The sequence below is a fragment of the Acinetobacter sp. KH_038 genome, from assembly GCF_057839405.1.
Genome location: NZ_CM174489.1, coordinates 128,432 through 142,544, shown reverse-complemented (window position 1 = coordinate 142,544; position 14,113 = coordinate 128,432). Strand labels below are relative to the sequence as shown.

Annotated in this window: 11 protein-coding genes and 1 riboswitch; of the genes, 1 reads left to right on the top strand and 10 read right to left on the bottom strand. The window is 46.8% G+C overall.

Annotation, left to right across the window (positions count from 1 at the left end; all coding sequences use genetic code 11):
- Positions 1–2: 2 nt before the first annotated feature.
- The 8 genes from glmM to AC3IT7_RS00615 form a co-directional block, all read right to left on the bottom strand.
- Positions 3–1,334 carry a phosphoglucosamine mutase gene (glmM, locus tag AC3IT7_RS00650; RefSeq protein ID WP_489249046.1) on the bottom strand — a complete coding sequence of 444 codons (1,332 nt, stop codon included), beginning with the start codon at positions 1,332–1,334 and terminating at the stop codon, positions 3–5.
- A gap of 122 nt (positions 1,335–1,456) precedes the next feature.
- Positions 1,457–2,923, bottom strand: coding sequence for an IMP dehydrogenase (gene guaB / locus AC3IT7_RS00645; RefSeq protein WP_005095051.1), 1,467 nt, complete (start codon positions 2,921–2,923; stop codon positions 1,457–1,459).
- Positions 2,924–3,158: 235 nt separating this feature from the next.
- Positions 3,159–3,524 (bottom strand): YkgJ family cysteine cluster protein, encoded by a 366-nt coding sequence (locus AC3IT7_RS00640; RefSeq protein ID WP_475654156.1) that lies wholly within the window; start codon positions 3,522–3,524, stop codon positions 3,159–3,161.
- 96 nt (positions 3,525–3,620) lie between these two features.
- On the bottom strand, positions 3,621–4,418 hold the full coding sequence (locus AC3IT7_RS00635; RefSeq protein WP_489249045.1) for an oxygen-binding di-iron domain-containing protein: 798 nt from the start codon (positions 4,416–4,418) through the stop codon (positions 3,621–3,623).
- A gap of 188 nt (positions 4,419–4,606) precedes the next feature.
- Positions 4,607–5,182, bottom strand: a complete 576-nt coding sequence (locus AC3IT7_RS00630; protein ID WP_489249044.1) for a TMEM165/GDT1 family protein — start codon at positions 5,180–5,182, stop codon at positions 4,607–4,609.
- A 72-nt stretch (positions 5,183–5,254) separates the two neighbouring features.
- Positions 5,255–5,396: riboswitch (yybP-ykoY riboswitch) on the bottom strand.
- Positions 5,397–5,504: 108 nt separating this feature from the next.
- The gene (locus AC3IT7_RS00625) at positions 5,505–7,508 is read right to left on the bottom strand and encodes a 2-oxo acid dehydrogenase subunit E2 (RefSeq protein ID WP_489249043.1); all 2,004 of its coding nucleotides are present in this window, start codon (positions 7,506–7,508) and stop codon (positions 5,505–5,507) included.
- A 2-nt stretch (positions 7,509–7,510) separates the two neighbouring features.
- Entirely contained in the window at positions 7,511–10,213 is a 2,703-nt protein-coding gene (gene aceE, locus AC3IT7_RS00620; RefSeq protein WP_475654159.1) for a pyruvate dehydrogenase (acetyl-transferring), homodimeric type, read from the bottom strand.
- 329 nt (positions 10,214–10,542) lie between these two features.
- A complete protein-coding gene (locus AC3IT7_RS00615; RefSeq protein WP_489249042.1) occupies positions 10,543–11,226 on the bottom strand; it encodes a M23 family metallopeptidase in 684 nt (227 codons plus the stop codon).
- Positions 11,227–11,333: 107 nt separating this feature from the next.
- On the opposite strand from AC3IT7_RS00615, the gene AC3IT7_RS00610 reads away from it, so the two are divergent.
- Positions 11,334–11,774: a DciA family protein gene (locus AC3IT7_RS00610; protein WP_475654161.1), complete on the top strand. Its 441-nt coding sequence runs from the start codon at positions 11,334–11,336 to the stop codon at positions 11,772–11,774.
- A gap of 99 nt (positions 11,775–11,873) precedes the next feature.
- Here AC3IT7_RS00610 and lpxC read toward each other — a convergent pair whose 3' ends face one another.
- Both lpxC and ftsZ read right to left on the bottom strand, forming a co-directional pair.
- The gene (gene lpxC, locus AC3IT7_RS00605) at positions 11,874–12,776 is read right to left on the bottom strand and encodes a UDP-3-O-acyl-N-acetylglucosamine deacetylase (RefSeq protein ID WP_475654162.1); all 903 of its coding nucleotides are present in this window, start codon (positions 12,774–12,776) and stop codon (positions 11,874–11,876) included.
- Between the two features lie 126 nt (positions 12,777–12,902).
- A complete protein-coding gene (ftsZ, locus tag AC3IT7_RS00600) occupies positions 12,903–14,093 on the bottom strand; it encodes a cell division protein FtsZ (protein ID WP_475654163.1) in 1,191 nt (396 codons plus the stop codon).
- Between the last annotated feature and the right edge of the window lie 20 nt (positions 14,094–14,113).

The window sequence follows — 14,113 nt, the reverse complement described above, 5'->3', positions numbered from 1 at the left end:
CTCTAAGCGGCATTGGCACGTACAGCATCTGCCAAGCTATTTGCAAGTGCAGTCACTTCACTTAAATCTTCGCCTTCAACCATCACGCGAATCACCGGTTCGGTACCCGATTTGCGAATCAGTAAACGGCCACGCCCTTTAAGCTGCTGTTCCGCTTTGGCAAATTCAGCGGCCAGTGCCGGTACTGAATAAGGATCAAACATGGCATCTAAACGCACATTGACCAAGACGTTTGGCAACAGTTGAAAATCCGCCACCAGCTCATGCAGGGCTTTCTTCTGCTCTACCATGACTGTCAGCACTTGCAAGGCTGCAATAATCGCATCGCCAGTGGTGCTCTTGTCCAAGGTCAGAATATGACCTGAAGGCTCGCCACCAATCGTCCAGCCATTTTCTTCCAGGCCTTGCAACACATAGCGGTCACCGACTTTGGCACGTAATAATGGCACCTGGGCTTTTTCCAATGCCAGTTCCAGTGCCATATTGCTCATTAAGGTACCAACAATACCTGCCGGTTTTTTCGAGCTTTGTGTAGCAAGAATATACAGAATATGATCGCCATCGATCAGGTTGCCGGCCTTGTCGACCAGAACCACACGGTCGGCATCACCATCAAAGGCCACACCCAGATCGGCTTGATGCTGCACGACAGCTTGTTGCAGGCTTTCCGGATGGGTCGAACCACAGTCCTGATTGATATTCAAACCGGTCGGTTCATTATGGATCGCAATCACGCGCGCGCCCAGTTCACGGAACACGGCCGGTCCGACGTTATAGGCTGCACCATTGGCGCAATCTACCACAATGGTCAGTTCATTCAGATCCAGATGATACGGGAAAGTCGATTTACAGAATTCAATGTAGCGGCCATTGGCATCTTTGACCCGGATACTTTTACCCAGGCTTGCGGTATCTTCAATCACGAAGTCCTGTTCGAGTTCCTGATTGATTTCATCTTGTAGGACATCCGGCAGTTTCTTGCCTTCTGCAGAGAAAAATTTAATACCATTATCAAAATAAGGATTGTGCGAAGCTGAAATCACAATACCAAGGCTGGCATGTAAGGCACGAGTCAAATGGGCAATCGCCGGTGTTGGCAGTGGACCTAATAGATGAACATAAACGCCGGCGGCATTTAAACCAGCCTGGAGGGCTGCTTCCAGAATATAACCGGACAAACGGGTATCTTTACCCAAAACCACTAAGGGCTTGGCTTTTTTACTATGACGCTTTAAAACTTTACCGGCTGCAAACCCCAATTTCAGGGCAAACTCAGGGGTAATCGGCAATTCGCCAAACTTTCCGCGAATACCATCCGTACCAAAATAACTCATCATTGTCTCACTTCTTAGCGGATGATTGATCTCACCCATTTTTTCCTTGTGCCACACTTTACACCAAAATAAAAAAGCCGTCATTTGCATGACGGCTTTTTAAAATTTTAAATCACAGGAAATTAACCCACGCGATAGTTTGGTGCTTCTTTGGTAATGGTCACATCATGCACGTGTGATTCAGACATACCCGCTGACGTAATTTTCACAAACTTGGCATTTTGACGCAGATCTTCAATCACGGCAGAACCGGTATACCCCATAGAAGAACGTAAACCGCCCATCATCTGGTGCACGATATTGCCCATTGGGCCTTTGTAAGGTACACGACCTTCAATACCTTCAGGAACCAGCTTCTCGGCACCCGCTTTAGAGTCCTGGAAGTAACGGTCCGCAGAACCGGTTGCGCCCGCCATGGCACCCAATGAACCCATACCGCGGTAAGCTTTGTAGTAACGACCCTGGAAGAATTCAACTTCGCCCGGTGCTTCTTCAGTACCGGCCATCAATGAACCCACCATAATGGTACTTGCACCCGCGCCAATTGCTTTGGCCATATCACCAGAGAAACGGATACCACCATCCGCAATCAAAGGAATCTGATCTTTCAGCGCATTGGCCACAGAATCGATTGCAGAGATTTGCGGCATACCAATACCGGCAACAATACGTGTAGTACAGATTGAACCAGGACCGATCCCGACTTTAACCGCATCAGCACCCGCATCAAGCAAGGCCAGTGCAGCATCGCCAGTGGCGATATTACCGCCAATGACCTGAACTTGTGGATAGTTGGCTTTGACCCAACGCACACGTTCAATCACACCCGCAGAGTGACCATGTGCTGTATCGACAACAATGGCATCTACACCCGCTTCAACCAGTGCTTCCACACGGCTTGGAGTTTCTGCACCGGTACCGACTGCAGCACCCACGCGCAGACGACCAAGGTCATCTTTACAGCTGTTTGGATAAAGTTCAGCTTTACGGAAATCTGTTACCGTAATCAAGCCTTTCAGCTCTTGCTGATCATTGACCACCAATACTTTTTCAATACGGTGCTGTTGCAATAAAGCTTGAATATTTTCTTTGGATTCGCCTTCACGAACCGTCACCAGACGATCCTGACCGGTCATGATATTGCTGACTGGCTGCTCAAGATTGGTTTCAAAACGTGTATCGCGACCGGTGACAATACCGACCACTTTGCCGTCTTTTACCACTGGCACACCACTGATATTGTTGGCTTGAGTCAAGGCAATCAATTCACGTACAGTGGTTTCAGGAGTGACTGTAATCGGGTCTTTGACCATACCCGCTTCGAATTTTTTCACACGGCGCACTTCTGCAGCCTGAACAGCGATATCCATGTTCTTGTGCAAAATACCGATACCACCATTTTGCGCCATTGCAATTGCCATACGGGACTCAGTCACCGTATCCATTGCTGCAGACACAAGAGGAATATTCAGGTTAATGCCACGGGTCAGGCGTGTCTTTAGAGAGACATCTTTTGGGAGAACAGTAGAATAGGCAGGGAGTAATAGGACATCATCGAAGGTTAACGCGTCTTGAACGATGGTCAACATAACAGTCTCACTGGTAATTTCCGTGCACTATTATAAACAAATATCGACTTAAATTTCATTGCTATTGCAAAATTATTTTTAATTGAAATGACTTCTGCACTGCTGAATTATTTTTCAGGACAGCAATCGCAGGATAAGACAGGAGCAAACACAGAATAAACTAGATGATAAATATAAATAGAGCTGAATATTTTAAAAGCTTGAAAAGCAGGGCCTAAGCCCTGCTTGGGTCGATTTAGCTGACTGATTCAAAACTGTCATCATTCTCAGCTGCATCATTTTCAATCTGAATAAAGGGCAACATGTTGTGTGCCAGACGTGCCTTATTACATTGTTCATCGGCGATCTGTACTTCTTTGCAACTTGAGCTACGTGCTTCATACATGCCGCAGCTGACCTGCTTGCCCACTTCACCCTCAAGGGCAATACAGCGTGGATTTTTTTGATTGGTTCCAGCCATACATGAATAGACTGCAGTCACAGGTTCGGTATAGTGCTCGGGCATATGAATCCCTTCAGCCCAATAAAACGAAACCCTGAAATAGGCGCAGCACGCCCCGCAGCTTAGACACGCGTCCGGTGTTGGAACTTGAGATAACATTTCTTATAAGTTCTCATCATCAAAAAAAGTTTTTTGGAGAAGAAATATAAAAAATGTTGTTTTTCTATACAAGAATTTTTTTATTTTTTCTGTTAACTATTCCGGACAGGTAAACACGGTCTCATCCATCAGGTCGGTGCCGCATTGCAGCGTTTCAATCCAGTCCAGGAACTGGGTAATCTGCTCCTTGCCAATAAAGGGCGTGCCATGCTGCGGCACAATCATCTCGATCTCCATGCCCCGCACCATGTTCACCCAGAGACGAATCACCTTGTTATTGCACATATAGCGTTGATGAAAGCTTTTCATTTTTGGAATATGCGCAGCAAAATTTTCCAGTGGCTTGGCGGCATCATCCACCATAGAGGCACCCATATCGCCTGAAAACAGGATTTTGGCAATCGGATCGTAAAACTGGAAATTGCCTACCGAATGCAGAAAATGCGCCGGGACTGCCACGATATTAGAATTGCCCAAGGCAATGATCTGGCCATGATCCGGCAGCTCGACCAGCCGATCCAGCCAGTTGCCTTTCATGCGGTCACTCATAAAAGCCGAGTTTAAATGTGGCAAGAAACGCGCCCAGAGCTTGGAAGCCACCACTTTGGCATCGGTATATACCAGCCAGCGCGGCATGGAAGTGATAATGTCCGGGTCCTGATGTGAAGCCATGACATAGTCCAGATGGGTCAAGCGGGTATATTTATTCAGCTCCATGGTCAGCGGAACATAGGTCAAATCGCCACCCGGATCGAGTACCGCAGCGCGCTCATTATCAATAATCAAAAACTGGTTTGCCTGAACGCCTTCACCTTTGACCAGACTGGTAAAACTAATGCATTTATGTGTCCCGTTATCAAACAGGACTTGCGATGTGGTGCGCTCAAAAACCATGTAAATTCCCCAATTTATAGTTAAAACTGCTGTTTTATACCCGTACAACATATAAGGAATTAATAGAATTTACAATCTATAAAACTGACCATATCACGATATTTATCAAGCTTTTCGGAGAATTTTAAGCAGAAAAAATCCTGAGTTTTTAGCTCAGGATTGGATTCATGCAATTCTTGTTTCAGGCTTTAAAATAAATAGTATTGGACCAGTGTCGCAACACCTATGACCAGGAAAATGGCCGCGCCAATTTTATGGATCAGGCTGATCGGCAGTCTGTTCGCCAGTTTATCACCCAAAAATACCGCAGGGGCATTGGCCAGCATCATGCCCAGCGTGGTACCTAACATCACCCAGAAGACGCTGTCGAAACGTGCTGCCAGTGCCACTGTAGCAATCTGGGTCTTGTCGCCAATTTCTGCCAGAAAGAACAAAATGAAGGTTGCACCAAATACCCCGAATTTTTGCCATTTATTGATACTGGCATTTTCATCACCCAGTTCATCCGGAATCAGCATCCAGATTGCCATCGCGATAAAGCCAATCGAAACGATCCACAGCAGGACTTCCGGCCCAATCACGGTGGTTACCCATTGTCCCAATACCGCAGAAAGGCCGTGATTAATCAGTGTCGCCAATAAAATGGCAACCAAAATAGGAACAGGTTTGCGAAAACGTGCGGCAAGCAGCAAAGCCAGCAGTTGGGTCTTGTCACCCATTTCAGCCAGTGCCACGATTGCAGTCGACAGTAAGAATTCATACATAAGGTCTTTCTCTGGCTAGCATCCAATACCAATGACTCACCGCTCCTGCTAGCCAAAATCTGCAGAGTGGTAAATCAAAGGTCTTGCCAACAAAAGAAAGCTTGGAAAAGCTGACTTGGTTCTTTGCTATGATGACCATGCCCGGTTGAGCAAATATGTTGACCATCACCCTTCTGCTTTGCGCAAAAGGCGGCTACTCCCCAATGAAGTGCGCCAAGTATAGAATCAAATAGATTATTTTTCAATGCAGCAGCAAAAAACCCTGCCGAAGCAGGGTTTTTCTCTTATTGCTTTCTCCCGCTGGGAGAAATACAAAGAGGGCTTAGATCAATAAAGTACGAATATCTTTAAGCAGCTTCGTCAACTTATTGGTAAAGCGTGCTGCATCTGCACCATTGATCACACTGTGATCGTATGACAATGAAAGTGGCAGCATCAAGCGTGGATCAAAGCCTTCACCATTCCATACCGGTTGCATGGTGGCAGGTGAAATACCCAGAATCGCCACTTGCGGCCAGTTCACCAATGGCGTAAATGCTGTACCACCAATCGAACCTAAGCTGGTAATGGTAAAGTTCGCACCTTGCAGGTCTTTTGGTGACAGTTTCTTGTCACGCGCTTTTTGACCCAGGGTTCCCAGCTCAGTGGCAATCTGTTTGATTGACTTCTGATCGGGATGACGCAATACCGGAACCGTTAGACCATCTGCAGTTGCCACCGCGATACCCATATGGATCTCGTTACGTAGCAATACTGACTTGCCATCATCGGCCAGGTGACCAGCAAATTCACGCTCTTCTTTCAACAAGTGCGCAACCGCTTTGATGATAAACGCCATAATGGTCAGGCTCAGGCCTTCTTTCTTGAAGTTGCCTTTCAGCTCATTACGCCATGCTTCCAGTTCAGTAATATCGGCTGCATCAAACTGGGTCACTTGCGGAATGAAATTATTCAGCGACAACTGCGGAATAGAGACTTGTTGCAAACGCGTCAAGGCTTTTTCTTCTACACCACCAAATGCACTGAAGTCTGGCAGTTTTGGCAAACCTGCGACTTGAGCAGCGGCAGCTACAGGAGCAGCCTGCGGCGTAGTCAGACGCGCTTTGACATAAGCTTTCAGATCTTCTTTCATAACACGTGCATTGGCGCCAGATGCCTGAACATCTGCCAGGACCACCCCGAGTTCACGTGCCAGTTTACGCACAGCAGGACCGGCATAGACTTTCGAGTTGGCGACATTCTGCTCTTTGGTCAGCTTGTCTGCATTATCAGACGTCGCCACTGCTGTATTAGCAGACGCAGCTGGTACTGCCTTAGTTGTCTCTACTTGTGCAACAGCTGCTTTTGGTGCTTCTGCCTTAGCTGCAACCGGTGCAGCATCTGCTTCAGCTTCAATCGTCACCAGTGCATTGCCTTCAGAGACATTCTGTCCCAGTTCAACATGAATGGCTTTAATTACCCCAGCCGCAGAGCTTGGCACTTCAACTGTGGCTTTGTCTGATTCAACCACGATGATGCTCTGGTCTTTTTCGACCGTATCACCTACCTGAACCAGAATTTCAGCCACAGCGGCCTTGTCGACACCCAGATCAGGCACCATCACTTCAACATCACCGGCAGGTGCTGCTGCAGTTTGCGATGCTTGGACTGCTTTCTCTTCGGTGGCCGGCTGAGTAACTTCGGCTTGCGGTGCTTCTGCCGGTGCTGCCGAAGTCGCAGTTTTCACTTTCAGAATCACCACACCTTCTTTAATCGTGTCGCCTTCTTTGATGTCGATAGATTCCACCGTACCTGAAACAGTACTTGGTACTTCAACTGTTGCCTTGTCTGATTCCACCACCACGATACTTTGATCGACATCGATTTCATCACCAACCGATACCAGAATTTCGCCGACAGTGGCTTTTTCTACGCCAATATCCGGAACTTGCACATCGACCACTTTCGAGCCTGCTTGAGCCGCAGGCGCAGCAGAGGTTTTTGGCTGATGCGATGCCAGCTCCTGCATGATCTCCTGATCCGGCAAAGAGGTCGGGGTATTTTCTGAAGTTTTTTGTGATGCATCTGCTTGCTGTGGCTCGACCACATCCGCACTGCCATCTTCAGCCTGCAGCTCAATCAGTACTGTGCCTTCAGCCACTTCATCACCCTGGCTGACCAGAATGCTTTTTACCACACCTGCTGAAGTGCTTGGCACTTCAACAGAGGCTTTATCAGATTCAAGCAACACGATGCTGTCATCAATCGCAATCGTATCACCCACGTTGACCAGAATTTCGGCCACTGTTGCCTTATCTACACCAATATCGGGAGTCGTAATTTGCATGCTTAGTTCTCCTCTTTGTAGTCAGCAACAGCATGTACTGATGGCGTTTCTTGCGGTGCCCAAGCCACCGGACGATCAGTATCCAGCTCGAAAGTCGAGATCGCATCTTTCACTAGACGCGCATCAACTTCACCTTCATCTGCCAGTTTTTTCAGGGTTGCCACCACAATATGGGCAGCATCGACACCGAAGTAACTACGCAAGTTGGCACGTGTATCTGAACGGCCATAACCGTCAGTACCCAGTGCAACGAATGGACGGCCATCTGGAAGATAGGCACGGATCTGTTCGCTATAGGCACGCATATGATCGGTTGCAGACACCACAATACCTTCGGTACCGCGTAACTGTTTTGATACCCATGCTTCTTTCACATCTTCAGCCAGTGGATGCAGGCGGTTGTATTCTTCACATGCCATACCGTCACGTGCCAGCTCATTGAAGCTGGTGACACTGTAGACATTCGAGTGAATCTGGTATTCCTCACGCAGAATTTTTGCCGCCTTGATCACTTCACGCAGGATCACACCTGAGCCGAGTAACTGAACAGTGGCTTTTTCATCTTCTTCCAGTAAGTACATACCACGCTTGATGCCTTCTTCAACACCCTTCGGCATTTCCGGATGCTCATAGTTTTCGTTCATTACGGTCAGGTAGTAGAACACACGTTCCTGATTGACATACATACGCTGTAAACCGTCATGCACGATCACTGCCAGCTCATAACCGAAACATGGGTCATAAGAGACACAGTTTGGAATGGTATTGGCCAGAATATGAGAATGACCATCCTGATGCTGCAAGCCTTCGCCGTTCAGTGTAGTACGACCCGCAGTTGCACCAAGCAAGAAACCTTGTGCCTGTGCATCACCGGCTGCCCATGCAATATCACCAATACGCTGGAAACCGAACATCGAGTAATACATGTACATCGGGATCATTGGCAGGTTATTGGTTGAATAACTGGTCGCCAACGCTGCCCATGCACTCATTGCACCGGCTTCGTTAATCCCTTCTTGCAACATATGACCGTCTTTGGCTTCACGGTAATGCATCAGCTGTTCTTGGTCTTCAGGGGTATATTTCTGACCATGTGCAGCATAAATACCGAGCTGACGGAACATGCCTTCCAGACCGAAAGTACGTGCTTCATCAGGTACGATCGGCACCACACGGTCTTTAATCGCTTTCTCTTTCAGCAGTGCAGAGATTAAACGCACCATGACCATGGTGGTAGATTGCTCTTTGCCATTTGAACCAGCCAGGACCGCATCAAAGACTGAAAGGCCAGGAATCGCCAGTTGCTCGCTTTCCTTACGACGTGCCGGCAGGTAACCCCCCAAGGCTTCACGACGTGCTTTCATGTATTTCAGTTCAGGCGAGTTTTCGCTTGGACGATAGAACGGTACTTCTTCAAGCTGCTCATCGGTAAATGGAAGGTTGAAACGGTCACGCACATATTTCAAGGAATTGATTTGCATCTTCTTGATCTGGTGTGTTTTGTTGACTGCTTCAATTTCTTCGGACAAGCCATAACCTTTTACGGTTTTCGCCAGAATCACCGTTGGCTGACCTTTGGCAGTACAAGCTTCGGCATAAGCAGCAAAGACTTTGTACGGGTCATGGCCACCGCGGTTCAGATTATCAATATCTTCATCGCTCAGGTCTTTGACCAGCTCTTTGGCTTCTGGATATTTACCAAAGAACTTTTCACGTGCATAAGCACCACCTTTGACCTGATAGCGCTGGAAGTCACCATCAACCGCTTCTTCCATCACCGCTTTCAGTGCGCCAGATTTATCTTTGTCGAGGAGCGGATCCCAATGACGGCCCCAGACAACCTTGATCACACGCCAGCCTGCGCCGCGGAACAGTGACTCGAGTTCCTGAATGATCTTGCCATTACCACGTACCGGACCATCCAGACGTTGCAAGTTACAGTTCACCACCCAGATCAGGTTATCCAGCTTTTCACGACCTGCCAGTGAAATCGCACCGAGGCTTTCCGGCTCATCCATCTCGCCATCGCCCAAATATGCCCAGACCTTACGATCTTCTTCTTTGATCAGGCCACGGTTCATCAGGTACTTCTGGATATGCGCCTGATAGATCGACATGATTGGGCCCAGACCCATCGATACGGTTGGGAACTGCCAGTAGTCCGGCATCAAATAAGGATGCGGATAAGATGGCAAGCCTTTGCCACCCACTTCACGACGGAAATTATTCAGATGTTCTTCAGTCAAACGGCCTTCTAAAAATGAACGCGCGTAAATACCGGGAGCACAGTGACCTTGATAATAGATCATGTCACCGCCGAAGCTGTCGCTGTTGGCACGGAAGAAGTGGTTGAAACCGACATCATATAGCGTTGCTGAAGACGCAAAGCTGGCCAGGTGACCACCGAGGTCATCACCGGTTTTATTCGCACGCAGTACCATAGCCAGGGCGTTCCAGCGAACCAGCGCGCGGATCCGGCGCTCCATGTCCTGGTCACCTGGCATTGCCGGTTGTTCTTCAACAGAAATCGTATTTAAGTAGGGAGTATTTAAACGCTGAATAGGAACATGCTTTGCAATTGCGCGTTGATAAAGTTTTTCTAATAAAAATGCTGCACGCTCAGTACCCATATGCTGCAAAACGGAGTCAAATGCCTCTTGCCATTCTTGGGTTTCTTGCGCGTCTGTATCGCCATAAAACGCCATAATCTACAGTTCCTAAAAGCCTAATCTAATGTCTTATATGTACCATATTTGCGACCTCAGCAGGTATGGTCTTAGCTGAATGCGATTTGGCAGTACTATTTAGGAACTAAATGATGGGTGACGTACAATTACACAATCTAACAAAAAATAGCCAATAAAGGCGATTTATTATACAATCATTATAATAGTTGGTGATAATATGAGACTTAAAAGCAATGAAGAAAAAAGGCCCTTCAACTGAATTGAAGAGCCTTGAGCTTAATTGGTTTTGAAATGCAGTTTAGAGGTTTTTTATGTATAGAGATCTACGATGTAATTCAGGTCTATACTTAAGGTAGCATCGCCAGATAAGTAGATGGGTTTTTACGTTGACCGTCTTTGACTACTTCATAATGCAGGTGTGGACCGGTACAGCGACCTGTACAACCGACATTGGCAATATGATCACCTGCTTGCACCTGCTCTCCTACACGTGCAATCAGACGTGAAGCGTGGGCATAGCGCGTTAAATAGCCATTACCATGATTAATCTCAACGTATTGGCCATAACCGGTACCCCAACCTGATTTGGTCACAATCCCCGGACCTGTGGCATAGATGGGTGTACCGCTTGGCGCTGCCAGATCGAGGCCAGAATGATTTTCTGCACGACCACTCATGGTACGGCCACCGTAATTTGAACTTACGCGAGAATTAGGTAAGGGATGGGCAATTAGCCAAGAGTAAGTACTGTTTGCTGCTGCCTTGTTGGATGAAGTATTCGCATACTTCTGGGCAAGTGTTTGATTGTTCAGCTCAACCGGCTTTTCACGCAGTTGAACGTCTAATTTGGTCTGTGCCGGAATGTCGATATCATCGGGATGAGTATATGCACCCTGTGCCAGAGTACGCGTCAATTGCTCGATACGATCTGTTGAACCATTTTCCTGATTTAGATTGACTAAATCTGCAAATGCTACTGAAGCAGCTGAAACTGATAAAGAAAATGCCAACAAAATACGTCGCATATGCATAAAAAACCTCTCTAAACTGCTTTAATCGAGTTTCTTGAAGATCTCTATCCTTGATATCCACTAAAAGAAGCGCATAAGATTAAGACATAAATATGTAGGAATTATGTATGTCGGAACCTGTCAACGTTTTTCAACAAACAAGAAAACAGATAAAAACAGGAAACTTTTCGTTTCTCTCATCACAAGTTGCCGCATGGCAGAAACTTACGAAACTCGTACAACCACTATTGCCCCAACCGGAACGCTGGCAAGTTGTCTGCTATCAAAATGGTGTGTTAACGATTACCGGTGAAAACCAGGCCATGATCAGTCAATTGGCCTATCTTCAAAAGCAATACATTTCACAACTCTCTCAAATACATGAATTAACAGATCTTACTAAACTTCAAGTTTGCCTGCGGAATCCTTCGCAAACGCAACCTGTTGCAGCAACACCTGAAAGAGCCCTAAATACAGAAACACAGGAATTACTTCGCAGTGCTGCCGACTTTATAAGCGACCCTAAGCTTAGCCAAGCTTTACTACGTTTGGCAAGCAATAAAAAGTAACATCGCAATCAAATGTAATAAATTAAAAAGCAAGAATTATGTGATGAATGTCACAGTATTAGAGCCATAACAAAAACATAAAGACACAAACACAATGACTTATGTCACATTTACATACATGATCGGACAATTGGATTCGTCATCAAATGTTACAATTTCATAGCAACTTGGATCACTTTTCACATTCCGTAAAAGCTGGTTATTCAAGGCATGACCCGACTTGTAACCATCGAATTTGGCAATGATCTGATGCCCGAGCAGGTATAAATCCCCCACCGCATCCAGAATCTTATGGCGTACAAACTCGTCCGAGAAACGCAAACCTTCTTCATTGACCACACCGGTCTCATCGACGCCAATGGCATTCTCGAGGCTGGCACCCAGCGCCAGGTTATTGGCTTTGAGATAGTCCAGATCTTTCATAAAGCCAAAAGTACGTGCTTCACTGACTTCGTAAACAAAAGTTTCAGTCGAGAAATCGATACTGGCAGACTGGTGTTCCTTCTTGAAAGCAGGATGATCAAAATCAATGGTAAAGTTTAACTGGAAGCCTTCATGTGGACTAAAGATGGCACGTTTGTCATCAATCAGTGCTTCAACCGGTTTAATAATTTTGACGAATTTTTTCGCAGCATCGAGTTCTTGCAGTCCACCTTGCATCAGCAAGTAAATGAATGGTCCTGCACTGCCGTCCATAATAGGTACTTCAGAGGCAGAAACTTCAATAATCAGGTTATCAATTCCCAAACCGGCAATCGCACTCATGACATGCTCGATGGTGCCAACTTTAGCATTTTTCTGTACCAGATTCGAGCACATGAAAGCTTCCTGAATCAGCATGGCATCGGCAGGAATGTCGACTGGCGGATTCAGATCAATACGACGAAACACAATTCCCCCATCGGCATGGTGCGGCACAAAGTTAATCATGACTTTTTGTCCACTGTGAAGTCCGATTCCGCTCGCTTTCACGATACGTTTCAGGGTACGTTGTTTCAACATGCTTCTTTCATCTGTTCATCAATAAAACCGCTATACGTTAGCATATTTGGCCATTGATAAAAAACAAAAAGGTGGCTTAAAAGCCACCTTTCCTGTGTAATCATGGTAAACACATGATGTTACATGTTATTTACGCTGTTGATTCTTAAGATAATCCTGAATGCTCATTGGCGTTGGACGCGGGCTTGAAACCGATGCTGCAGGACTTGCTACTGTAACAGTTTCATGCTGTTGGCGTTGAATTGCCGGCACATCATCGTCTTCGACCACCGCCTGTGAGGCTGCTGCTGGACGAGTTGCCTGTACATTAGTACGTTTGGTCGGCTCAACTGAATCCGCGGCATGACGGGTTAAACCGGTTGCAATCACGGTCACACTGATTTCATCACGTGCATCCGGATCAAATACCGTACCGTAGAACACCTGACCTTCGTCCAAGTCGACAATCTGGTTAACCACATCGGTAATTTCTTCAATTTCACCGAAAGTGACATCATCGCCACCGGTCACGTTGATCAGAATACCTTTGGCATTCATGATGGTCACGTTATCCAGTAATGGACTACGGATTGCCTGCTCAGCAGCCTGACGGGCACGGTTTTCACCACGGCCCAAGCCAACACCCATCATGGCATAGCCACGTGTGCTCATGGCAGTTTTCAAATCGGCAAAGTCAAGGTTGATATGACCAGGACGTACCACCAGGTCGAAAATACTGCGTACTGCATTCAGTAAAACATCATCCGCTTTTTTATAGGCATCTTTCATTGAAATATCACGGAAGACTTTCAATAAACGCTGGTTTGGAATGATGATCAATGAATCGACGTGCTGCTCAAGGGCTTCAATCCCTTTTTCCGCAGACTGTAAACGGCGCTTGCCTTCAAAGTTGAATGGCGTGGTCACCACACCTACGGTCAGGATGCCCATTTCCTTGGCAATTTCAGCTACGACTGGGGCAGCACCGGTTCCGGTACCACCGCCCATACCTGCAGTGACAAAGACCATATCGGTCCCTTCAAGCTGCTGACGGATCAGTTCACGGCTTTCTTCTGCTGCGGTTTGACCCACTTGCGGATTTGCACCTGCACCCAGACCACGGGTACTTTGTTCGCCCAGCTGAATTTTAAATTCGGCTTCCATGCGATCGAGTGCCTGCTTGTCCGTATTGGCACAAACAAACTTGACGCCCTGGATATCGGACTGCAACATGTGTTGTACAGCATTACCACCCGCACCGCCTACACCAAACACAGTGAAACGGGCTTGACCATTGCTATCGCTATGATCGTCTTCGAAAAATTCAAATGAGGCCATGACCTATAAAATTCCTAATT

Excerpts from the sequence above, each read along its gene's own strand:
- glmM (WP_489249046.1), bottom strand. The coding sequence starts at position 1,334 with ATGAGTTATTTTGGTACGGATGGTATTCGCGGAAAGTTTGGCGAATTG.
- guaB (WP_005095051.1), bottom strand. The coding sequence starts at position 2,923 with ATGTTGACCATCGTTCAAGACGCGTTAACCTTCGATGATGTCCTATTA.
- AC3IT7_RS00640 (WP_475654156.1), bottom strand. The coding sequence starts at position 3,524 with ATGTTATCTCAAGTTCCAACACCGGACGCGTGTCTAAGCTGCGGGGCG.
- AC3IT7_RS00635 (WP_489249045.1), bottom strand. The coding sequence starts at position 4,418 with ATGGTTTTTGAGCGCACCACATCGCAAGTCCTGTTTGATAACGGGACA.
- AC3IT7_RS00630 (WP_489249044.1), bottom strand. The coding sequence starts at position 5,182 with ATGTATGAATTCTTACTGTCGACTGCAATCGTGGCACTGGCTGAAATG.
- AC3IT7_RS00625 (WP_489249043.1), bottom strand. The coding sequence starts at position 7,508 with ATGCAAATTACGACTCCCGATATTGGTGTAGATAAGGCAACAGTGGCC.
- aceE (WP_475654159.1), bottom strand. The coding sequence starts at position 10,213 with ATGGCGTTTTATGGCGATACAGACGCGCAAGAAACCCAAGAATGGCAA.
- AC3IT7_RS00615 (WP_489249042.1), bottom strand. The coding sequence starts at position 11,226 with ATGCATATGCGACGTATTTTGTTGGCATTTTCTTTATCAGTTTCAGCT.
- AC3IT7_RS00610 (WP_475654161.1), top strand. The coding sequence starts at position 11,334 with ATGTCGGAACCTGTCAACGTTTTTCAACAAACAAGAAAACAGATAAAA.
- lpxC (WP_475654162.1), bottom strand. The coding sequence starts at position 12,776 with ATGTTGAAACAACGTACCCTGAAACGTATCGTGAAAGCGAGCGGAATC.
- ftsZ (WP_475654163.1), bottom strand. The coding sequence starts at position 14,093 with ATGGCCTCATTTGAATTTTTCGAAGACGATCATAGCGATAGCAATGGT.